Origin of the sequence: Haloferax sp. KTX1 (genome assembly GCF_902410085.1) — an archaeon.
Taxonomy (GTDB): domain Archaea; phylum Halobacteriota; class Halobacteria; order Halobacteriales; family Haloferacaceae; genus Haloferax; species Haloferax massiliensis.
In genome coordinates, this window is sequence record NZ_CABPRH010000003.1 from 279,175 (window position 1) to 299,985 (window position 20,811).

17 protein-coding genes and 2 pseudogenes are annotated in these 20,811 nt (G+C 62.1%); 6 read left to right on the forward strand and 13 right to left on the reverse strand.

The features are described from left to right. The first annotated feature begins 374 nt into the window (after window positions 1–374). Complete coding sequence (locus FY251_RS07540) at window positions 375–1,499, forward strand: glycosyltransferase family 2 protein (protein ID WP_148414158.1); 1,125 nt, start codon at window positions 375–377, stop codon at window positions 1,497–1,499. A gap of 73 nt (window positions 1,500–1,572) precedes the next feature. Next, complete coding sequence (locus FY251_RS07545; protein ID WP_148414159.1) at window positions 1,573–2,619, forward strand: DUF1616 domain-containing protein; 1,047 nt, start codon at window positions 1,573–1,575, stop codon at window positions 2,617–2,619. A 189-nt stretch (window positions 2,620–2,808) separates the two neighbouring features. Here FY251_RS07545 and FY251_RS07550 read toward each other — a convergent pair whose 3' ends face one another. The 3 genes from FY251_RS07550 to FY251_RS07560 all read right to left on the reverse strand — a co-directional run bounded on the left by FY251_RS07550 (window position 2,809) and on the right by FY251_RS07560 (window position 9,540). After that, window positions 2,809–5,526 (reverse strand): hypothetical protein, encoded by a 2,718-nt coding sequence (locus FY251_RS07550; protein ID WP_148414160.1) that lies wholly within the window; start codon window positions 5,524–5,526, stop codon window positions 2,809–2,811. A 463-nt stretch (window positions 5,527–5,989) separates the two neighbouring features. After that, a complete protein-coding gene (locus FY251_RS07555; protein ID WP_148414161.1) occupies window positions 5,990–7,510 on the reverse strand; it encodes a lipopolysaccharide biosynthesis protein in 1,521 nt (506 codons plus the stop codon). A gap of 227 nt (window positions 7,511–7,737) precedes the next feature. After that, complete coding sequence (locus FY251_RS07560) at window positions 7,738–9,540, reverse strand: hypothetical protein (protein ID WP_148414162.1); 1,803 nt, start codon at window positions 9,538–9,540, stop codon at window positions 7,738–7,740. A gap of 302 nt (window positions 9,541–9,842) precedes the next feature. Here FY251_RS07560 and FY251_RS07565 point away from each other — a divergent pair, with 302 nt between their 5' ends. Beyond that, window positions 9,843–11,684: an asparagine synthase-related protein gene (locus tag FY251_RS07565; protein WP_148414163.1), complete on the forward strand. Its 1,842-nt coding sequence runs from the start codon at window positions 9,843–9,845 to the stop codon at window positions 11,682–11,684. A gap of 451 nt (window positions 11,685–12,135) precedes the next feature. Beyond that, window positions 12,136–12,522: a hypothetical protein gene (locus FY251_RS07570; protein WP_148414164.1), complete on the forward strand. Its 387-nt coding sequence runs from the start codon at window positions 12,136–12,138 to the stop codon at window positions 12,520–12,522. 89 nt (window positions 12,523–12,611) lie between these two features. Here the strand turns inward: FY251_RS07570 and FY251_RS07575 are convergent. The 4 genes and pseudogenes from FY251_RS07575 to FY251_RS07590 all read right to left on the reverse strand — a co-directional run bounded on the left by FY251_RS07575 (window position 12,612) and on the right by FY251_RS07590 (window position 15,761). Beyond that, window positions 12,612–13,869 (reverse strand): annotated as a pseudogene (locus tag FY251_RS07575) (RNA-guided endonuclease TnpB family protein). Between the two features lies 1 nt (window position 13,870). Continuing rightward, window positions 13,871–14,262: pseudogene (gene tnpA / locus FY251_RS07580) on the reverse strand (IS200/IS605 family transposase). Window positions 14,263–14,409: 147 nt separating this feature from the next. Then, complete coding sequence (locus FY251_RS07585) at window positions 14,410–14,991, reverse strand: hypothetical protein (RefSeq protein ID WP_148414165.1); 582 nt, start codon at window positions 14,989–14,991, stop codon at window positions 14,410–14,412. Between the two features lie 428 nt (window positions 14,992–15,419). Beyond that, window positions 15,420–15,761, reverse strand: coding sequence for a hypothetical protein (locus tag FY251_RS07590; protein ID WP_148414166.1), 342 nt, complete (start codon window positions 15,759–15,761; stop codon window positions 15,420–15,422). 115 nt (window positions 15,762–15,876) lie between these two features. Here FY251_RS07590 and FY251_RS07595 point away from each other — a divergent pair, with 115 nt between their 5' ends. Continuing rightward, entirely contained in the window at window positions 15,877–16,431 is a 555-nt protein-coding gene (locus FY251_RS07595) for a chromosome segregation protein (protein ID WP_148414167.1), read from the forward strand. Between the two features lie 298 nt (window positions 16,432–16,729). Here the strand turns inward: FY251_RS07595 and FY251_RS07600 are convergent, their stop codons facing one another. The 3 genes from FY251_RS07600 to FY251_RS07610 all read right to left on the reverse strand — a co-directional run bounded on the left by FY251_RS07600 (window position 16,730) and on the right by FY251_RS07610 (window position 17,958). Beyond that, window positions 16,730–16,921 carry a hypothetical protein gene (locus FY251_RS07600; protein ID WP_148414168.1) on the reverse strand — a complete coding sequence of 64 codons (192 nt, stop codon included), beginning with the start codon at window positions 16,919–16,921 and terminating at the stop codon, window positions 16,730–16,732. A gap of 63 nt (window positions 16,922–16,984) precedes the next feature. Beyond that, window positions 16,985–17,332: a hypothetical protein gene (locus FY251_RS07605; protein WP_148414169.1), complete on the reverse strand. Its 348-nt coding sequence runs from the start codon at window positions 17,330–17,332 to the stop codon at window positions 16,985–16,987. A 425-nt stretch (window positions 17,333–17,757) separates the two neighbouring features. Continuing rightward, entirely contained in the window at window positions 17,758–17,958 is a 201-nt protein-coding gene (locus FY251_RS07610) for a hypothetical protein (RefSeq protein ID WP_148414170.1), read from the reverse strand. Between the two features lie 122 nt (window positions 17,959–18,080). Here FY251_RS07610 and FY251_RS07615 point away from each other — a divergent pair, with 122 nt between their 5' ends. Next, window positions 18,081–18,848 carry a hypothetical protein gene (locus tag FY251_RS07615; protein ID WP_148414171.1) on the forward strand — a complete coding sequence of 256 codons (768 nt, stop codon included), beginning with the start codon at window positions 18,081–18,083 and terminating at the stop codon, window positions 18,846–18,848. A gap of 549 nt (window positions 18,849–19,397) precedes the next feature. On the opposite strand, the gene FY251_RS07625 is transcribed toward FY251_RS07615, so the two are convergent. The 3 genes from FY251_RS07625 to FY251_RS07635 form a co-directional block, all read right to left on the reverse strand. Beyond that, window positions 19,398–20,123 carry a hypothetical protein gene (locus tag FY251_RS07625; protein WP_148414172.1) on the reverse strand — a complete coding sequence of 242 codons (726 nt, stop codon included), beginning with the start codon at window positions 20,121–20,123 and terminating at the stop codon, window positions 19,398–19,400. Window positions 20,124–20,206: 83 nt separating this feature from the next. Continuing rightward, complete coding sequence (locus tag FY251_RS07630) at window positions 20,207–20,551, reverse strand: hypothetical protein (protein WP_148414173.1); 345 nt, start codon at window positions 20,549–20,551, stop codon at window positions 20,207–20,209. A 107-nt stretch (window positions 20,552–20,658) separates the two neighbouring features. Then, window positions 20,659–20,802 carry a J domain-containing protein gene (locus FY251_RS07635; protein ID WP_255516634.1) on the reverse strand — a complete coding sequence of 48 codons (144 nt, stop codon included), beginning with the start codon at window positions 20,800–20,802 and terminating at the stop codon, window positions 20,659–20,661. Window positions 20,803–20,811: the final 9 nt, after the last annotated feature.

The window sequence follows — 20,811 nt, forward strand, 5'->3', positions numbered from 1 at the left end:
GTCGCACAGAAACGCGGTCGCACAGAAACGCGGTCGCACAGAAACGCGGTCGCACAGAAACGCGGTCGGCACGCCGACCCGAGCGCGCCGATATACTGATTTTCCGGACAGTCGTTCCGAACGTGATTCGGAGACTGTCAGTCACGTGTCCGAGAACGTTAGACACCCGTTCCAACCGTCCGAAACGCCTGAAATTCGTGTTTTCGTACGTGTTGCTGACGACTAACAAAGACCCGAACGGCCCAATCAGCGGGTCGAAGTATCAATGTTCCTACGCACTCTCCGACTCGATTCGTCGCCGCCGGGAGCGCCGTCTCACGGCGGCGGACCGGCCGGCGCTCGGCGGGCAACACAGGGGTCGCACGCGAGGGGCGATGTATCGCGGTAACGCCGTGGGCGTCGTCGTGCCCGCGTACGACGAGGCGCGGTTCGTCGGCGGCGTCATCGACACGCTCCCCGCGTTCGTCGACCGCGCGTACGTCGTCGACGACTGCTCGACAGACGGGACGTGGGAGGTGATTCGACGGCACGCCGCCCGCGCGAACGAGCGAGTGGCCGCGCCCGTCGTCGCCGCGGCCGACGGCGGCGCGTCGCTCGACAGGCGCGTCGTTCCGATTCGACACCCGGTCAACCGCGGGCGCGGCGCGGCCGTCAAGACCGGCTACGAGCGCGCGCTCGCCGACGGAATGGACGTGGTCGTCGTGATGGACGGCGACGGCCAGATGGACCCGGACATCATGCCCGCCATCATCGACCCCGTCGTCGACGGCGACGCCGACTACGCCGTCGGCGACCGACTCGCCGCGCGGGACACCCGCCGGGGGATGCCGCCGTGGCGGCTGTTCGGCAACCTCCTGTTGTCAGGGCTGACGCGCATCGCCAGCGGCTACTGGCACATCCGCGACCCGCAGAACGGCTACACGGCCGTCTCGGCGGACGCGCTCGCGGAGCTGGAGTTCGACCGGCTGTACGACCAGTACGGGTTCCTGAACGACCTGCTCGTGAACCTGAACGTCGCCGAAAAGCGGGTGGCGACCGTGCCGATGCGCGCGCGCTACGGCGACGAGGAAAGCGGCATCAGGTACTCGACGTTCGTCCCCGGGCTGTCGTTCCTCCTGCTCAGGGACTTCCTCTGGCGGCTCCGCGTGCGGTACCTCGGCGGCGGCGTCCATCCGGTGGCCGCCCTCTACGCGCTCGGCGTCGTGAGCCTCCTCGCCGGTGCGTTCCGGCTGGCGACCGGGGTCGCGTCGAGGAACCGCGCGAACCGGCGGTCCCTCGCCGGAATCCTCGGCGGTCTGGGGTCGCTCGGGGGTGCGATGCTCCTCGACAGCCGCGAAAACGAACGGTTACGGGTCGCGGCGGAGCCGTCGGCGTCGTTCGAGCGGGGCGCACGGACCGACCCGCGGCCGGCTCGCGGCGGCGGCGGTGCCGACGAGAACGACGAGAGAGACGAACATGCGTCCGACGAGGTCACAGAGCGCGAGATACCCGGGAGTTAGTCACCTTGTACCCGCGAAAACGGAGGTGTGAGGCGCTCAATAACAACACCCTAGACGCGTCATCTATCCAGTAATGGGGTCAACATCACACAGCAACGGGCGGTTGAATCGGGCACTCGGCGAACTCTCGCTCGACGTGCCCCTCGCGCTGGCCGTCGTCGTTTCGAGTAGTCTCGTCGCGATTCTCGACGTGGTTCCGATCGCCCAAGCCCTCGTCGGACTCCCCGTACTGCTGTTTCTGCCCGGCTACGCGCTGTTGCTCGCGCTGTTCCCCGCAGGGTCGGCGGGCGCGACCGCCGAGGGCCCGTCGTTCGGTCGGTTCGAGTGGCAACCCGACCTCGGCCTCGGAGAGCGTTTCGCGCTCGCCTTCGGGATGAGCGTCGCGCTGCTGCCGATCGTCGGACTGGCGCTCCTCTGGACCGGCGTCGGTCTGGACGCCGCGCCCGTCATCGCCGCGCTGTCGGCGGTCGTCGTCGTCGGCCTCGCCGTCGGCGAAGTCCGGCGGCGGCGACTCCCCGAGACGGAGCGGTTCCACGTTCCGATTCGACGCTGGTGGGCCGACGTGGTCCGGTCGTTCGACCGGCCCTCGCGGGTCGATTCGCTCCTGAACGTCGCGCTCGCCGCCGCCGTCCTCTTGGCCGTCGCGAGCCTGAGTTACGCGCTCGTCGCGCCGGGAACGGGCGAGTCGTATTCGAGCCTGTCGCTTCTCACGCAGGACGCCGGCGGCGAGTTCGTCGCCGCCGACTACCCCGAGGCGCTGACGGTCGGCGAACAGACCGCCCTGTTCGTCTCCGTCGAAAACGTCGAGGGGGAGGCGACGAGCTACACGCTCGTGGCCGAACTCCAGCGCGTCGAGCGGGCGAACGGCGAGACGACGGTCGTCGAGCGACAGGCGCTCGGCTCGCGGACGGAGACCGTCGAAGACGGCGAGACGTGGCGGACCCGCCACGGCTTCGCCCCGACGCTGACCGGCGAGGACCTCCGACTCACGTACTACCTGTACGAGGGCGACGCGCCGTCGGAGCCGAGCACCGACACGGCGTACCGCTCGGCGTACGTCTGGGTCACCGTGACCGAGGAGTCGACCGACGGCGCGGACGCCGGCGACGACGCGGCGTAACTCGGGGGCACGCGGGCGTCGCTTCGTCGCTGAGTGCTCCGTCACGAAGTGTGGCGGTCGCTCGGCTGTCGGGTGGAGAACGAAAAAGCCGCGTCGAAATGCGAACGTGGGTGCCTCTGTCGTCTGCGGCGTCACCGCGCGGGCGGCGCGCCGCGTGCTGTGCTGTCGTGTCGTTTTCCCGCCGTCGCCTCAGCCGTCGTTGTCCTCGAACGTCAGCGCCGCGTCGCCGGTCAGGTTCATCTTCGTGATGTCGCCCGAGAACCGGAAGGCGTCGACGTCGTCGGTGACCGAACCCTTCGCCTTGCCGCTGGTGACGCTGTCGGCGCTCTCGGTCGGCCCGACGAGCGGGTCGTTCAGGATGTCGCCGGAGACCATGAAGTCGTACGTCGTCTCCGAGCCGTCGCCCTCGACGACGAGGGTGTTCGGCAGGGAGAACACGGCGGGGTCGACCCGCGTGCCGTTGACGTAGACCTCGGCCTCGCCCTGGAGGAACGACAGCGACGTGATCGTGCCCGTGAAGGCGTACACGTCCTCGACGCCCTCGGTGGTCACCCAGCCCGCCGCGGAGCTTTCGGACACGTCGTCCCACTCCTCGATGGTGTCGCCCGAGGCTTCGAGCGTACCGCTGACGGCGACTTCGTACTGCGTCTCGACGCCGGTGCCGACGAGGCGCAGTTCGTTCTGGCTGTCGGTGGCGTCGTCGGTCGAATCGGTCGTCGAGTCCGTCGCGGCATCGGTGACCGTGTTCTCGGTCACCTGCTCGCCGTCGACGTAGATCTCGGCCTCGCCCTCGACGAAGCCGAAGGAGGTGACGCTCCCCGCGAAGTTGAACACGTCCTCGACGCCCTCGGTCGTGATCCAGCCCGCCGCGGAGGTGCCGTCGATGGTGTCCCACGACTCGATGGTGTCACCCGAGGCTTCGAGCGCGTCGCTGACGGTGAACTCGTACTGCGTCTGGGTACCCGTGCCGACGAGGCGCAGCTCGTGCGAGAGGTCGGGAGAGTCGGTCGTCGAGTCCGTCGAGCCGTCCGTGCTCGAATCGGTCGTCGCGTCCGTGACCGTGCTCTCGGATACCTGCTCGCCGTTGACGTAAACCTCGGACTCGCCTTCGAGGAACGAGAACGAGTCGACGTCGCCGGAGAACGTGTACGCGTCCTCGACGCCCTCGGTCGTAATCCAGCCGGTCGCGGTGCCGCTTTCGATGTCGTCCCACTCCTCGATGGTTCCGTCCGACGCCTGCAGCGAGTCCGTCACCGTGAACTCGTACTGCGTCGTCGTGCCCGAACCGACGAGGCGAATCTCGTTCGGGAGGGGTTCGGTCGTCGAGTCCGTCGTCGAGTCTGTCGTGGAGTCGGTCGTCGAATCCGTCGTCGAATCCGTCGTGGAGTCGGTCGTCGAGTCCGTGCTCGACGAGTCGCCGCCGGTACTGCTGTCGGCGCTCGGGAGCGGACAGGAGTCGCCGCTCGTGACGTTGCTCGTGTCCACGTCGGCCCCGCTGAACACCGTCGCCTGCCCGGAGACGTTGATGTTCGAGTCCACAATCTCACAGCTCGTGGCGTCGTTGACGAGGACGCCGTCCACGTCGCCGTTCGGGAAGTGGATACAGCTGTTCTGGACGGTCGAGCCGTTGCGGTCGTTGTCGATGCAGACCGCCGCGCCGGACGGCTGGGACCGCGCGCTGCCCGTGATGGAGACGTTTTCGAGGTTCACGCCCCACGGCTTGTCCGCGGTGTCGGTGTCGACGGAGTCGGCGTGAATCGTCTGGACCGACGTGTCGTTCTGGATGCGGCAGTTGCGCAGGGTGAAGCCGCCGTGGCCGCCCCACGTCGGCGACGAGACGACGCCGCGCGAGGTGGGACAGGACTTGAAGATGAAGTCACAGTCCTCGATGAGGACGCCCGCGTACCCGTTGCCGGTGGAGTCGATGCGGAGGCCCTCGGGGCTGTCGAGGCTGTCGCCGTCGTGGGCGTGCTCGTTGAGGTTGTCCGCGTCCATGATGACGGTCGCGCCCTTGATCCACGAGGTCTTTTCGGGGTGGTCGCCCGCGGAGATGCGCATGTTCGTGTTGTCGTTGTTCTTGAACAGCCCGCCCTCGACGCGGAGGACGCCGCGGGTGTGGGTCGCGCGGAACGACGACGAACCGCGCTGTTCGATGTGGCAGTCGACGAGGCGAATCTCGCCGACGGAGCCGCCCTGCACGCGGATGCCCGCGACGCCGTCGGGGTAGCCCGGAAGCTCGGCACCCTCGCGCATGTAGACGCGACGGGCGACGTTGACGCCGTCGACGGACGAACAGTCGTACGCGAGGAGCTGGCGGCGAGCGTCGTTGTCGGTGGGGGTGCGACCGAGCCACTCGACGTCCTCGATGAGGCCGCCGTCGTCGTTTATCATCCAGATGTCCGCCGTGGTGGTGGCGTCGTCGGTCTGCTGGATGGAGAAGTTCTTCAGGACGTGGTGGTCCCCGCTGGTGATTTCGAGGAACCGGTACTTCTCGCCGTTGTTGCCCGACGGGAAGACGAACTGCACGTCCTTGTGAGAGCTTCCGGTGCCGACCATCCCGAAGCGGGACACGTCGTCGTTCCAGTACTGCGTCTCGGTGGCGAGGTACTCACCCGGAGGGAATTCGATGAGCGTCCCGCTTTCGTACGCGGAATCGAGTTGGCTGTCTATCGGTTCGTTTCCGTTGGGGTCCATTCCAAGGTCGTCCACCGCGTTGACGACGCGGTCCCATTGGATACCGAAGCGCTCCTCTGGTCCAGACGCAGCCGACGCGACGCCGGCAGAGAGGGCAGTCGATGCGGCCATCGCACCGAGTTTGAGGTAGTTCCGCCTGTTGAGTTGCGATTCGAGGATGGAGTCCGAATCCGCCGCAGATTCGTCGTCGTCTCCATCGGTTAGTCGTACCATACCCGAGGAAAGCCCTCGTTAAGGTGATAATCATTATTGCGAGGTATACTCTAGTTGGATTCGATTACTTACGTGATTGCTTCGGATAGCGGCCAAATTATTACCAGTTGCATTCCAAAGTCACACCATAAATTCAGGATCGATAGTCTCAACTAAAATTGAATATACCTCGGTCCGACCCCACGAAACAACCGCTTAATCGGTTGTGTTCGAGAAAAATCGCAATCCCGGGGTCGAACCGCGTTCGAGCCGTGAATCGGCGCTACCTCGCAGATAATCGACTGTGAACTGGTAATTAATCGCCCACCGAATCTTGCGAGGGCGTTCGTTTCACCGCTCCCACATTTACTGACGAGGTTCTGATAGGTTTGATTCACCGTCGAGGTTCAGCTAGCAATGAGAGTCAGTCGAATCGACCCCTCGTCGGACTCGTCGGGGGCGGCCGAGCGCCGGCGTCACCGCGTCACTTCGACATCACCGAGACGAGCTCCCGGAGGGTGTGTTTGACCCGCCAGTCGAAGAGCGTCATGAGCGACGCCGCGCTGAGGACGTAGGCGACGACGCCGACCGCGACGAGCAGTGCGAACTCGACGAGCGGCGACCCGACGCGGTTCTGCGCCGCGAGGACCGCCAGCGCCATCGCGCCGCTGGCCGCGACGGGGTACGAGAGTTCCCGGAGGAACCGCAAGTAGGTGGTGTCGAGCGTCCGTTTCATCTCCCGCGCGTAGAGCGGGACCATGGGGAACGCGAGGATGCCGGTGACCGCGAGCGCCGTCCCCTCGATGCCGTAGGCGCTCGTCGCGGGAACGATGGCTATCGCGAGCAGGGCGACCCTGAGGAAGCCGAGTTTGGTCTGTACGTCGGGACGGCCGACGGCGCGCCAGACGGGGTTGAACGTCGCGAAGAGCGTCCGAAAGAGCCCGTAGGCGACGAGAATCTGCATGGCGAGCACCATCGGGAGCCAGTCCTCGCCGAGGAACGCGCCGACGAACGCGGGCGCGACGAGGTAGATGCCGACCGACATCGGCAGGGCGACGAAGGCGGTGAGCCGGAAGGTGCTGAAGAACGCCTCGCGGAGGGCGCGCTGGTCCTCCTGGAGCTTCGAGTACGTCGAGAACATCACGCTGGAGACGACGACGGCGATTTCGGTCGCCGGCGCGTTGGAGATGCGGTAGGCGAGCTGGTAGTAGCCGAGCGAGGTCGCCGTCAGGAGCCAGCCGACGACCGCGTCGTCGCCCTGTCCGTAGAGGAACTCGACGATGGACGACCCCGTGACCCACTTCCCGTAGCCGATGAGTTCGGCGGCGTACGCGCGGTTCAGCGCGGGGCGCGGCCGGTACGGGTGCAGGAAGTAAGTCACGACCGACCGGACGCCCGCGTCGGCGAGGTAGCCGAAGACGAGCGCCCAGACCGTCGGGCTGACCGCGGCGTAGCCGAGCGCGACCACGACGTAAGCGGTCGTCCCGCTGACCCGGTAGGCGAACTCCTTGTGGAACGCGAGGTCCTTCTTGAAGTAGACCATCGCGGGGTTCCGAACCGCGAGGAATATCGGGACCAAGGCGATGGCGCGGATGAGGTCGCGCGCGGCGGGCTCGCCGAACAGCGAGGCGAGCGACGGGGCCGCGACGTAGAGAATCGAACTCATCAGCAGGCCGCGGAGGAGTTCGAGCGTGAACGTCGTGTTCAGGTACTCGTCGACGTCGTCGTCGACGCGCTGGATGAGCGCGGCGTCGATGCCGAGGTTCGTCAGGCTCAGAAGCGCCGAGATGGTGAGCAGCGCGATGCCCATCAGCCCGATGGCCTCGGGGCCGAGCAGCCGCGCGAGGACGATGAACATCACGACCTTCAGCACCCGGTCGAGGACGTTCATCGCCGACACCCACATCCCGCTTTTCACCGTCCGCTCTGCGAGGTCGCCGTCGTCGTCGCCGGGGACGAACCGGCGGCGAATCGTCCGGACGACCGAGCGAATCTTATCTCTCATCGAAGGCACCTCTCGGGCCGCCGTCTCGGCGGCGACTCGGCGTATTCACGAACGGTAACACTCGGCTACACATCGGCTCAGGAGGCGATTAATTATTGACTCGCTACTGGCTTCAGCGGGGGAAACGGCCCCCGCGGGCGCGGGAATTAGGCGCTCTTTGACGCCGGCGAGCGAGGGACACCGGCGAGTTCGAAGCCGACGCGAAACGAAACCCGGAGTCGGGGCGGCTACCCGGACACGTAGTAGAGGTCGGCCGCGCCGTTCGACATGACGCGGTTCACGTTCGGTTGGTCCCGGACGGCCGTGATGTTCGCCTCGGAGTACCGGAGTTCGCGGTAGGCGATTACCTCGCGGTCGTGGTCGGTCTTCGAGACCATCAGATACCGCGGGCCGTCGTAGTAGTCCGGCAAGTCGGTGAGTGCCTCGTCGGGCGTCGTGAAGCCGAGCGCCGGCGTGGGACTGCCGGGCAGCGCGTCGACGAAGCGGTCGGGGTTCCCGCGAATGCCCACGTACCGAACGTCCTCGTCCGACATCCCGAAGGCGGTGTCGTACGCCCCCATCTGCTGGGCGGGGACGTGGTTCGACGGGAGGTAGATGTACGGCGACGGGAACATCACCATGAGCGTGAGCCCGATGACGAGCGCCGTCGCGACGGGCGCGCCGGCCTTGACGGCCGACCCGTACTTCGACCAGTACGCCGTCCCCGAGAGCCACTCGAAGGCGTAGAACAGCCCGACGCTCCCGACGACGGTCGAGAGAATCATCGCGAAGCCGACGTGGCGGAAGAAGAAGTTCGTCTCCGAGATGACGCCGAGGAGGTGCGCGAAGAAGTACGGCACCAACACGACGAGGCTGAACGTCAGCGTCCGCAGGATGGACCGGCCCTGGGCGGAGAGCTGTGGGAGCCGCCCGAACAGGACGCCGAGGAAGACGCCGAGGGTTATCAGGGCGTACACCGCGTTCACGAGGAACAGCTTCACGAACACGTCGAAGATACCGCCGCCGACGGCGGTGACGGAGCCGGTGCGCTGAGAGATGGCCGCGCCGGCCGCGGAACCGCCCGAAAGGATACCGAGCACGCCCTCGACGAACAGGCCGCCCGTCGAGAAGCCGACGGTGTACTGGGTCAGCCAGTAGGCGAACGCCGCGGCGAAGACGATAGTCAGGCCGTACACCGGACGCTGGTCGGCGACGGCGTCCGGGGTCCGCCAGCGCTGGACGAGTTGGATGGCCGCGGCGACGGCGAACAACACGAGGTAGTTGACGGCCACTTGCAGGTGGTACGACACCAGCGCGACCGTCCCGATGGCGAACAGGGCGGAGACGGGCGTGACGTGGCCGCGCCACCGGCTCTCGACGGCGTCGGTGCCGGAAAACTGGTGTCTGAAAAAGAGGTACAGAAGCACCAGTCCGAGGAACGACGCCAGCGAGTAGGGGAAGAACATGAGCTTGAACCCGTTGAGGTTCACCGGCAGGAACAACAGTGCGGAGAACACGGCGACGAGGACCGCCCGCCGGTCGGGGACGACGAGCGAGACGAGAAGCGGGACGAACACGAGGTAGACGACCGAGACGAAAAACACCACGAGCATCATCGCGGTGGTGAGTTCGACGCCGAGGGCGGCGCTGAACATCCCCGCCGACACGTGGCCGCTCGGGTAGACGATGTCCAGCGGAGTCAGCGACTCGGAGACGAGGGACCTCGCCCACCCGAGGTGCGTCAGCGAGTCGTTGAAGCCGTAGAAGTAGTACTCCCTGACGAGCGGGAGAGCGGAGACCGCGGCTATCGCGAGCGCCCCCAGCGCCACTCCGCCGAACGCGTATCGGCTGTCGGGTTCACGGACGACCACGACCAGCGCGGTCAGCACTGCCACCGCCACACCGACCCAGAACATCGCCGGGGTCGACTGATAAATTGAGACCTCGTACGCGCGCGCCGGCGACTCGCGAGCGACGAGGATACCGACGGCTATCGCGAGAAATCCGACGAGGAGGAGCGTTCTCGTGAGCCGCGAATCACGTTGCATCATCGCGTGAGAAGAGGCGAGTAGCGTAGTTTGTTATTGAGCGTGTAATCGGCCTCTGCGGTCGGTATAGCCGTTCTTCCTCCGTTTCGGACCGACAGCCGTCGCAGAACCGCTCGTCGAGGGGTCTCCCCGGCATCTGGAGCCGTTCGAACCGCGATTCCGGTCGGTTCGGCGGCGCTCGACGCCGTCTCCGAGACGTATAGGTGCGTGATAACAAAACCCGACGGACACGGATATCGGGCAACGATGTCACTCACAGTAGTCACGCCACAGCCCGCGAAGCGAACCGGAAGCGAGGGCCGCCGATGACCGGCTTCGTCGGCGGCGCGGTCGACCCGGCGACGCTCGACGCCTGCGCGGCCGAACTCCACCGCGAAGACTGGTACGAGTCGGCGACGCGGTCGACCGGCCGGTTCGGCGTCTCGGTCCTCCACCACGGCGCGCGAGACCCCCACGGCTGTACCGTCTGGGAAGACGGGCCGCGCGTGGGAGCGATATACGGCGCGGTGACGAACCTCGACGAACTCGACCTCGACGCCGATGGGCTGTTCGCCCGACTGTTCGAGGACCCGCACGCCCTCCTTCCCGAACTCGACGGCTCGTTCCTCGTCGTCGGCGTCGACGGCGACGACGAGCGCGTCGTGCTCGCCAGCGACAAACTCGGGACGCGACAGTGTTTCTACGTCGACGGCGAACCGTTCGCCTTCGGGACCGAGGTCGGCGCGCTGACGACCCTCCTCGACGACCCGCAGGTCGACGAACGCGCCATCAGCGACCTGCTCATGATCGGGCACGTCTGGGGCGACAAGACGCTCGTCCAGGGCGTGAAGTTTCTCCCCTCCGGGGCGATTCTCGACTACCGGGCCGACTCGGGGCCCGAAATCGAGTCGTACTGGCACCACACGTTCGAACAGAGCCCGGACGACTCCTACCTCGACGACCTCACCGCGGCCTATCAGGACGTCATCGCCGACATGGCCGACACGATAGACGGCGATATCGGCCTGTGGCTCTCCGGCGGCCTCGACAGCCGCTCGATGGCGGGCGAACTCAGCCGCTACCACGACCTCACGACCTACACCTACGACTCGAACCCCGCCAACGGGAGCAACCTCGAACTCGCCGCGAAGGTCTCGGCGGTGCTCGGTCTCGAAAACAGGCGCGTGCCCGTCACGTCTGACGCGCTCGTCGACACCCTCGACACGTCGGTCCAGCTGACCAGCGGGATGGTCGGCCTCTCGACGTTCGTCAACCTCGCGAACGTGTTCAACATCGAGGACATGCCCGACGTGCTCATCGAGGGCTGCGGACAGGGCGGGATGATGGGCGACGGTATCGGCCGGGCCGCCGTCGAAGGCAGCAAATCACCCGAGGCCGCGCTCTACCGCGCGAAACACCGCATCGACGTCGACGACGCCCGCCGGCTCCTGCGGACCGACTTCGACCCGATGACGACCTACCGCGAGGAGGTGCGCAAGAGCGACCAGCCGGACCTCTACAGCACCGCGATGGACTGCTACTACCGCAACTACTTCCCGCGGTGCGACTTCGCCAGCAACCCCATCGCCGAGAGCCAAGCCGGCACCCGCGTCCCCTTCAGCGACACCGAGTTCCTCCGGGCCGTGACGCGGATGCCGCTTTCGCACCGCGTCGGCTCGATTCCGTTCACCGACGGGAAGATTCCCGCCGGGACGGCCTACCCGAAGGTCGAACTGGTCCGCCGCCTCGACAGCCGACTCGCGGCCATCCCCTACGAGCGGACGAAAGTCCCCCCGGCGCGCCCGATGTGGCAACACGCCGCCGGCTTCGTCGTCGGCACCTCCGTCGACCGTATCCGCGAGCGCCTCGTCGGCGACGTCCACACCTACGGCGGCCGCTCCACCATCGGCGACTGGTACCGGACGAACCGCGCGCTCCGCGAGCGGGTCGACGACCTGCTCGACTCCGCGTGCGAGCGCCCGTACTTCGACGCCGACGAGATTCGCTGCCTCCAGCGCGAGGAGCTCACGGGCGAAGCCGAACACATGAGCGCCATCTCCGGCATCATCACCGGCGAACTCTGGGTCCGCAAGTACATCGACCGCGAAGGCGAGCGCGGAACTGCGAGTGTGGCGGAAGCCGAAGACGCGCCGCAACCGGCCGACTGAGGTCGGGGGCTCTCGGTGGGCTTTGCTAGAGGAAAATGAGTTGCGAATCATGGCGGCACTTGATCCCGTAAAAAGCGCTGAGCACTTGCTTACGCCATTCGATAGCGATTTGGCAACCATGCTGCCACTCGGAGATTGTGTCTTCGAAGGGGTCGCGCTATTCGTTGGGAACCGCAAGACGAGTGGTTCCTTGAGGAAAGAGATCCCGCATTACCGCGTCAGTTGAATGGCTCCAACAGATCGGACTTTTGAGGCCCACAACGGTAGTGGTCTATAGAACGCCGGTCGAAGTCAAGAACAAGATGGCAGAAACACCACCGGAGCTGGATACTACTCAACTGAAAAGCCATATCCACGGCGAACGCGTCGCAGGGGCGCATGTGTGTGATACTGCGGAGGCGACGTCAAAATTGATCAGCCTGTGCAGTACGACGTGGTTCGAGTCGCCGATATGCCAAACATTGAGCGGATATTTACTCCACCCACCGAGTGGTTACCTGATGCGGTACGCTGTCAAAACTGCAATATCGAAAAGATAGACCCATCAACCGAAGGATTTGACGAAGCACTTGTAATGGTTCATCTGAATGAATCAAATGGAATTCTCAGCATTGACGCATCTTCGATGACTGTTGTCGATTTTTCGCCTAATGGAGACGGACACTACCCACCAATGTTTAGTCCAGTACTTATGTCAAGATTTTGTGACTTGGGGCTCGCACGGTGGATTCGGGTCAAACATCTCTTAGAAATGGACAACTGGTCAGGTGATGTAATGCCAATTATTCGGAAAGCAGTCAGGCAGTCAAGAGACATCCCTCCAGGTGTAGAGTACTGATTGACGACGTACTCGTGTCTCCGACGCGAGTTCGTGTGCCATCCTCCTCGCCGTTTACGGCGAGGCTTCCCACGCATGGGGAATACCAGTTAGTCGTCGCTGGCAGAGGGTTCCGACTCTTCGTAGGCCGTGAGCGTCATCTGCGCTGGTACGCTCTTCTCACGGTGAGTCGTGGCGGTGTCACAACCGCTCCCATCCCGAAGCGAGCCATCGCGTTCCGCCTTGTCAAGCGGGATGCTCTCTCCCCACGGGTCAACCCGTCGTGCGATATTCGCGGAAGCGTTGATCTCGGCCTGAAACGTCGAAACGTGGCAATTCTCGTTCGGACACCGGAACTCGACCCGAGAGGCCCGCCGACCGATGCGGTGGTACAAGTGGCACGTCTGCGACGTGTACGCCGGATTTACGTACACGACCGGGATGACTGCTTCCGTCGCCTTGTCCTCGATTCGCCCTTGGAGTCGGGCGAACGCCCACGAGTGAAGCCGACGATTCATGTACTTCCCGTAGTCGAGACGCTCGCGGATGTACGTCAAATCCTCCATCACTAACACCGGGTTCTCGAACTGTGTGGCGTACTCAACAGCCTGTCGAGACGCCTTTTCCACGATGTCGGTGAGAGCGTTCTGGTAGTGGTTGAATCGGTCTTCAATACGCCACTCGGATACGTCACGCTCTTGGAGTCGTTTCAGGGTCGTGTGCATCTCTTTGCGGAGATGCTTCGCTCTGCTTCCGCTACACACGAACGGGTCAGTCGGAGAACCGTCCTTGAGGGCACAGCCCGTGATGAGGGCGGTTTCTCCGATGTCTAAGCCGATGTGCGTGGCGTCACCGTCCGTCGCTGGTTCTTCGACCGGGTACTCGACGGTGACGTGCAGTACCCAGTTCTTCCGGTGCTGTTAAAGCCATATCTCGCCCGCCTTCGCGTCCTCCGATACGAGGTCGTGCAGAGGCCTTCCTGTTCGGGATTGATGCGGAGCGGTATCCAGAAGTTCGTTCCCCGACCGGGACGGGGGACCCACCACGTGAACTCGTACTCGCGTTCTTCGGAGTGGTCGAATTTCGCGGCTTGGTTCGTGAGCCGTATCGGGTGACCGTCGTCCAACTCCTTGGCATTGTACGTCTTGTGGAGTTTCGGGTATAGTTGCAGAGTGCGGCTTTCGCCTGATACGGGAGGTCGTAGGGCGTCACGATGTCGCTCACCGCCGACATGGTACTCGCCCCGGCGTCGAACGCCTCTTGCAGACCGTCACGGTAGGTTTCGAGCAGGTCGTTCAGTTTCGACTGCTTGTGCGCGGTGGGTGGCGCGAACGTCGCCTGCAACGTCTTCGTGACGGTCGGAGACACGCTACTGCTCCTCGACGTAGTTCATGAGTACGTCGATGCTCACTTGGCCGGTGGTGGCGAGGAAGTATCCCGGTTGCCAGAACGCTTTGTCGAGCGCCTGCCGAACCTCGGGATTCTCGTCACGGATTTGGCGGGACGTAACGCCCTTGAGCGAGTTGATGAACTTGGTGAGGTCGGTCGTTGGCTTCGCCGTGAACAGAATGTGAACGTGGTCGGAACGCCGTTGACGTTCTGGATGTTCACGCCGAAGTCCTCGGAGATGTCGCTGACAATCCCACCGATGCGTTCGGCTATCTCGTCGGTGAGTAGGTCTGCGCGGTACTTCGTGACGGTCACGAAGTGATATTGAAGCGCGTAGACCGTGTGCGGCCCGGTTTCGAGGTTGTACTTCATTTGGCCGTACTAATTTCTACACACCCAATTCTAAGAAAGGTTTGCAGTCGTGGGGTATTCGGCCTGCAACCGACGGTGGTTCACGTAGGAGTTGTCCGCTTCACGCCCGCCCTAAAGGGCGGGATTCTCGCCTTGAAAAAAGATAGATCAAAGAGAGCTGTCTCCAGACTGGTCGTCCATCCTGCGAAGCCCACCTCCTGTAAGGTCGTAAACCAACCCCTCCTCTCCTGTGTACCAGTAGACCTGTGTCCCATTTGCTTCGTCCTCCCGTCCATCGAGTCGTTCGACCCGAGGCGTGTCCTGCACCACCTCTGCCGGAAGTGAGACGCGAAGTTCCGAACAGTCAGCGAGTTCGTCGTAGGCCGTCTGGGGGATGGTGTCGCTATGGAACGCATCGACGAGTGCCTTGATGCGCTGACGGTCCAGAGCCGTCGTCGCGACCAATACGTCACGCGTCTCGTAACCATCGATAAGTGACTGTTTGGCTAGCCGGTACCCGTCGGCGTCGTCGACGTGCTGTCGAATCTCACCCGTCGCAACCGTCCATTCGTCGCCCGTGAGTTTGCAGAAGTACGACTGGACGGCATGATGTGAGAGGGTCACGTCAGAGATCCCCTCAGACTGACCGATATCGGCGAGAACGTTCGCGATAAGCGCGAGATGTCCCGGGAGTGCATCGCGCTCGTAGACATGGTAGGCGGGTGGGTCACGCACGGGGTCGGTGGGCATCGGCCTCGACGGGTCAGGGGTCCACTCGTAATCGCTCACAGTCGGTCCCTGGTGCATTTGCCTTGCTGGCAGGCCTCCACATCGTTCCTCATCTCTGGAGGTGACTGATGGCACTGAGGGCCGGTTTCCGTCGCAGTCTGCTCGTCACTACCACTGGGAGCTCAGAATCACGTTTGCAGGCCGGTGTCCCCACGGTCGTCGTCTCCATCGCCTGGAGGTCGGTTGTACTCCTGTCGCCCTGGGGTTCCACCGCCGGAACCACAGTCCACGCCCCTCATGTGGCGCCATATCAGCGCTCAGCGTCGTCACCGTCATCGGTTGTCGGTCACTGGCATGCTTTGTGAGTCGTCGTCGACGTGGTTGATGTCGTCGTCGTTACCGTCGTTCGCAATCTCGTGAGCTATCCGGTCGCTTCTCGCTGGTCACTATTACGTCGGCCCTCGGGTCGTGTTTCGCTTGTCTGGTATCTGTTCGTCGTCGTTGCCGTCCTGGTCGTCGCTCTCTTCGCCGCCACGGTCGTGCGTCGTTTTCGACGTGGTCGCTCCTGCTGTGGCTGTTGTCCCTCTCTCACTGCGACGTCCCAGTCTCGTCGCCGTGCCCGGTGTCATGGTGACGCTGACCGCGTCACCGCCGGGGGGTTCGTGACGTTCCCCCGGTGTCTTCATCGTCGCTCTGTCGGGTGTCTTCTCTGCTTTGTGATATGACTGGTGTCGCCTCTCGTCGTCGCTCGTTCCCTGGTTGTTCTCGTACGCTCGGCCTGCCTGCCCCACCGGTCGTCGCTTGGCGTGGTTTGGTTCGCATAGGCCATTGTTTCCTCGCGCCGATCGTTCCGTAAGGCGTTCCGTAGGGAACATGGCTTTGTAGGGGGCGTGTTTCGTGTTGGATATGGAGCAGTTGAACGATACCCAGCGGGAGATTCTGTCGGCACTCGACGACCGTGGTGGGCGAGGGAATACGTCAGACATCAAGAGCATGATAGGTGAGATGACGACCTCGAACCTCGGCAAGCAGGCGCGGTCGTTGGCGGAGCTAGGACTGATTGAGAAGGTCGGTGAGGAACACGTCGGCGCACCAATCCCGGCGAACGTGTATGCGCTGACTGAGGAGGGCGAGCGGGTTGCCCGCGACCTCGACGATCAGACCGAAGTGCGAGTAGGCGTCTCCGAGGAGGATGTGGCTGACCTACGGCATGAGGTGTCGGACTTGTCGACGGCGCTCAGTCACCTGCACGGCCGCGTCGACCACCTCGCGGACGAGCAGGACAGCGACGGTGGGGACCAGCTATCAATGGTTGTTGAGGACCTCGATGAGGCGGTGTCCCGGCTTTCAACTTTGGAGGAGAGGACATCGGCGTTAGAGTCTGAAGTTGAGAGCCATTCCCAAGCGTTGGAGACGCTGAACGAACGCACGATACGTCTCCGTGAGATGATTGACGAATAGGTGTTGGCTATTAATTTACCACCCTCATGATGGGCTTCGCCAGAGAGCATCGCCGAAGGGGCTGGCACGTCGGCGTCGACGGCACGACCTACGACGGAGCTGCGGAAGCGTCGGCACGTCGTCGACCAGTTCTGATCACTCTTCTTCGTCGTCGGACCGGATGGTTCGGTAGAGGTCGAGGAGGCTGTTCAGGACTGCTGCGGCGGTTCGAATGAGTTCGAGCACGTCCATGACGCCGACTACTCAGCTTCCTGTGGTAAGGCGCCGTTACGCTCCCAAGGAAAGGGTCCCGCAACACCTACCGTCTGGTGACCGGTCGAGTCCGGCCCGGTCTTTTCTGCTTGGCCCAGACGTACGTGATAATCGCTCCAACGATGAACACCACCGGAGAGATCACAACGGCCAGCGCTCCGGTAGACAACCCAGTGAGCAACTGCGTTAGGTAGTCGCCGCTGGAGAGCAACCACATGAAATAGAGCAGTTCTGGCATGGTGTTGTCACTACATCGTGAGCATTCTTGATAAGCGTTCCCGCCCAGCGAGGATTCTCTCCGTCACCGGTTCGGGAAAACCATCCGCTCGATGCTGTCGAAGGAGACGAACATTTCACCTGCGTCGTCCCGGTACGACGCACCGGTGGGGACATTTTCTAACGACTGTTTCTCGGGGTTAGAGAAGTATACTGCATCTTCCAACAGGAACCCTGGTGGCAGAGTCATCACTTTGGCTACTGTTCCTTCCACGCCGTGCGTTATCCTCGTCGTTTTTTGTGGGTCGCCATCGCGGACCTCGAATTCTGTTTGCTCAATCCTCACGACTTGCCCTCGATATTCTTTCCAGTAGTCGATTGATTTCATCACGCCATCAGTAAGTTCGGGAGCCAGGCCACTTGGGAAAGTCATCTTAGCCAACAGGTAAGCACGACACACAGATAAATCAGGACCTCTGTGCGATGACCTCCACCAATTACGGGGCGAGCACTACCAACTCTACCGGGCCCGCGACGTCGAGAGGGGCCGTCGCGGACCGACCAAACACCCTCGAACCCATGAATGCGAATCAAAAAATCCCGGGCGTTAGCGGGCCTCATCTTCGCGGTGGCGTTCCCCCCAACGACGAAGCCCTTAATCACTGACGCATGTTACGGAGAAATGTCGTCGGAAGGCGGCCGCTCGCTATGGGAATTGTACCTGCGATTCAAACAGCAGCAGCAACGGCCACGATCATCTACGTCATCGCCTGGTTTGCCATTCAGATCCGACGACGTGGACCGCAGCCGGCTCAACAGTAGTTGGGGTGGGCTGCGTAAAAATTCACTTTTCGGCGGTTAATCCAGAAGCGCCCAGACGACTGCGATGACGACTCCACCAACCATCGCCCAGACTCCGTAGCCCTGAGCGTCCTCCCACAAGAGGAGGGCGGCGAGGGCGAATGGGCTCAGATACACGAGTCGCATGAACGCATCATCGATACCTTTTGCTAACGACTCAATGTTCGACACCCCGCCTTGAGCTTCATCAGTGGACATGTGGATCCCGTTCCTGTGATCGCTATCAACAGTTTTGATTCTGCAACTATCATACTATCGTTACGTGAATGACATATAACTACCGGCGATTTTATTTTGAAAGACTGATTGACATATAGTGTATGTTGAATGCGGGGACACGGCGGTTTGATCTCTATGATTTCTTCAGTATCTTCATACCAGGTGCAGCAGTGATTCTGGGACTACTCCCGTTCTACCCGAAGAATATGCCGACACCAACTGGTGCCACAGTTGCCATTGTAATTATCGGTGGATTCGTAGTTGGAAGGGGCATCCATGCGGCAGCTCTCTGGGCAGAGCAGCAGGCAGGTGCGGTGACCCACCGCCAGATTTTCCGAGCAGAACTGAAAGACCCGAGCTGCCTGTCCCCTGATCTGGCAAGGGAATTCTACGATGATTGCTTGGACGCGTTCGAACCTGAGAACCTTCCTGAGAAATGGGAGAACCTAGGCTCAAAACACGATGATGAATTGGATGCGCTCTATACGCTAGTCCGGTCATACATTCACATGGACGCGCGAGGTCGGTCGCGGACGTTCCAGGCGGTACTGGATTTTTATCGGAGCATCTGGGTTGGCTCGTTCGTTGTTGCAGTCGTCTTCATGGGGTACGCCCTGTTTTCAGAGCTTGGAGCGCTAAACGGCATAGTCGAGTACCAAACATACTACGGCTCGCTTGGTGTGCCCTCTTCAATAACCTTCTATGGGGCTGTGTTCATCATTGGAGGTGCGTATGGAACATTTGAACGCGTGCGTTCAGACTACCGTGAGTTCTACATTCAGTATCTGTTCTCCGATTTTGTAGTCCTCCAAGCAGACCGAACACACACTTCACAGACACCACAAACTCCGCCACCACAGAACAAGTGATACGCCACGTGGGTACCGCGACTCCTAGAGCACGGGTTAGTCAACAATACCTTGCTGTCGGCCACTAAGCATCGCCTCTTTCTCCCTCGCCCTCTCCGGCGCCGGGGCGTAGACCGGCGGCGTCGACCTCGTCCCCGTCCGGTCGCTGGCGGCTGTCTGTCTGGTATTGGCCCAAGTGGGGCTGATCCGCGAGACGGTGACGGCGTCTGCGGGGTGGCTCTCAACGACTCGTCGTTCTTTTCGTCTACTCTGTAAACGAACCACCAACAGGTTGCATAACTCATTGTGCAAACGACGAAGGTTCTTAACCGTTGTAGCGAGTCGTCGTAGATGTCGCCGAAAGGCGGCCCGCTCAGTATGAGTCCTGTAACAGCAATAGAGACAGCTGCAGCGACAGCCACGATCATCCACGTTGTCATCTGGATGGGGATTCAGTTCCGGCGTGGAAAGCAGCCGCCTCGTCAGTAGTCGGAGAGGGTTGCGTAAAATTTCTTTGCGAAGTGTCAGTCTCTGTGGAGTCGCTTGTTTATCCAGGACCCAAGAGATCACTCACATCCACTGTTCCAGGTCATGGTCTACACGAGCCTCTGGATACAACACGGAGATTACTAACCAGGTCTTCCAACTGTAGTGGGTCCCCATCATGAAATACAAGTCCCTGTTTTCCATCATCCAGTCGACAAACCTTGTTCGCATCTTCTCTTCGATCACATCGAGTGAGTCGTACTTATCAGCCATCCTTCGATAGAGCTGACCAGTTTCGATATCTTCGCACATGATCTCGTGATCTGTCGTGCAGCCCTCTCCGCAATTAAAGTGGTAACGTAGCATGTGTGGGAGCACTTCAACAGGCATGTTCGCGCCAGTCAGCGTCGTCTGCTGCTTGTACTTCTTTGAGCGCTTCGCACGATCCTCGTCTTCGCTGATTACGAAGTCGGTCGGCTGTGGTTTCACGAAGCCAAGCGACGTCTCGTCTTTTTCTTTCCGACGGTTTAACTCGTCAATCGTAGTAGCTCGTTCCTCGAGTCGGTCGCGGACGTCCTCGTACGATTCGAAATCGTGTACTGTGACCGAATCTGGATCGATCTTGTAACTCTCCTTTCTGTAATCGCCCTTCTCACGGAGGTCGTACTCGATCCATCTCCGCTTCTTAAACCCGACCTCTCGAAACGTATCGAACGGGACTGGATAGATTCGACGGAGGTCCCCACTCTCTGTGATCCCTGCCATGCACACGGTCGCACCGTACTTTTGACTGTAGTCCGGGTACGCCATGCACAGTAAGAGACACCGTTCCCTCTCTGGCATAATGCTATCAGGATGAAACGTTACGATAATTAATGTTTTGCAGGTTTCAGCTATACGGGATTCGCAAGTGAGGGTAGTTCGGTACCGGGTACGGGCTTCACGCGGTACAGCCAGCCGAACTCGGGTTTACTGCCATTCAGACTCTCGATTGCCCGAATCCAATCGTAGCAGTCGTCAAATCCGCTCAGAGACACGTAGTCTTCGAGGTGGGAGTGTATCGGTTTTGCTTGGCCAATCTCCTCAATGACGACGTCGAATTCCTTTGTTTGCCCCCTTCCACGGTTGCACCATGTCTTTCCGTTCGGGTTTTTCCGCCTACTCTTTCTGAACGTCACGACTTCACCATGGTCGACTAGCTGTCTCCAGGCGATATCGTTGCTGAATGAGATGACCATCAGTCTATGTCCTTGTTGTAGGATTCTTGTAACGGGTCTTATACAATTGTTGCGCTCAATCGACCAGTCGAATTAGCACTAGGTTGGGCGTGGTTCTCTTCCGCTGATCACGAGAGCATCGCCTCCTTCGCGTCCTGTAACTCGACGAACTCCTCGCGAGACACGCCCTTGTCGGGGTGGCACTCCTGCAGGAGATCGCGATACGCGCCGCGGACGACGTGGTCCGGCGCGTCGGGGGCGACCTCAAGCACTTCGTGGGG

Coding starts and splice junctions, on each gene's coding strand:
- FY251_RS07625 (WP_148414172.1), bottom strand. CDS start 20,123: ATGGCGTACCCGGACTACAGTCAAAAGTACGGTGCGACCGTGTGCATG.
- FY251_RS07560 (WP_148414162.1), bottom strand. CDS start 9,540: ATGATGCAACGTGATTCGCGGCTCACGAGAACGCTCCTCCTCGTCGGA.
- FY251_RS07595 (WP_148414167.1), top strand. CDS start 15,877: ATGGAGCAGTTGAACGATACCCAGCGGGAGATTCTGTCGGCACTCGAC.
- FY251_RS07610 (WP_148414170.1), bottom strand. CDS start 17,958: ATGTCCACTGATGAAGCTCAAGGCGGGGTGTCGAACATTGAGTCGTTA.
- FY251_RS07605 (WP_148414169.1), bottom strand. CDS start 17,332: ATGACTTTCCCAAGTGGCCTGGCTCCCGAACTTACTGATGGCGTGATG.
- FY251_RS07565 (WP_148414163.1), top strand. CDS start 9,843: ATGACCGGCTTCGTCGGCGGCGCGGTCGACCCGGCGACGCTCGACGCC.
- FY251_RS07600 (WP_148414168.1), bottom strand. CDS start 16,921: ATGCCAGAACTGCTCTATTTCATGTGGTTGCTCTCCAGCGGCGACTAC.
- FY251_RS07555 (WP_148414161.1), bottom strand. CDS start 7,510: ATGAGAGATAAGATTCGCTCGGTCGTCCGGACGATTCGCCGCCGGTTC.
- FY251_RS07585 (WP_148414165.1), bottom strand. CDS start 14,991: ATGCCCACCGACCCCGTGCGTGACCCACCCGCCTACCATGTCTACGAG.
- FY251_RS07630 (WP_148414173.1), bottom strand. CDS start 20,551: ATGGTCATCTCATTCAGCAACGATATCGCCTGGAGACAGCTAGTCGAC.
- FY251_RS07540 (WP_148414158.1), top strand. CDS start 375: ATGTATCGCGGTAACGCCGTGGGCGTCGTCGTGCCCGCGTACGACGAG.
- FY251_RS07545 (WP_148414159.1), top strand. CDS start 1,573: ATGGGGTCAACATCACACAGCAACGGGCGGTTGAATCGGGCACTCGGC.
- FY251_RS07550 (WP_148414160.1), bottom strand. CDS start 5,526: ATGGTACGACTAACCGATGGAGACGACGACGAATCTGCGGCGGATTCG.
- FY251_RS07570 (WP_148414164.1), top strand. CDS start 12,136: ATGCCAAACATTGAGCGGATATTTACTCCACCCACCGAGTGGTTACCT.
- FY251_RS07615 (WP_148414171.1), top strand. CDS start 18,081: ATGTTGAATGCGGGGACACGGCGGTTTGATCTCTATGATTTCTTCAGT.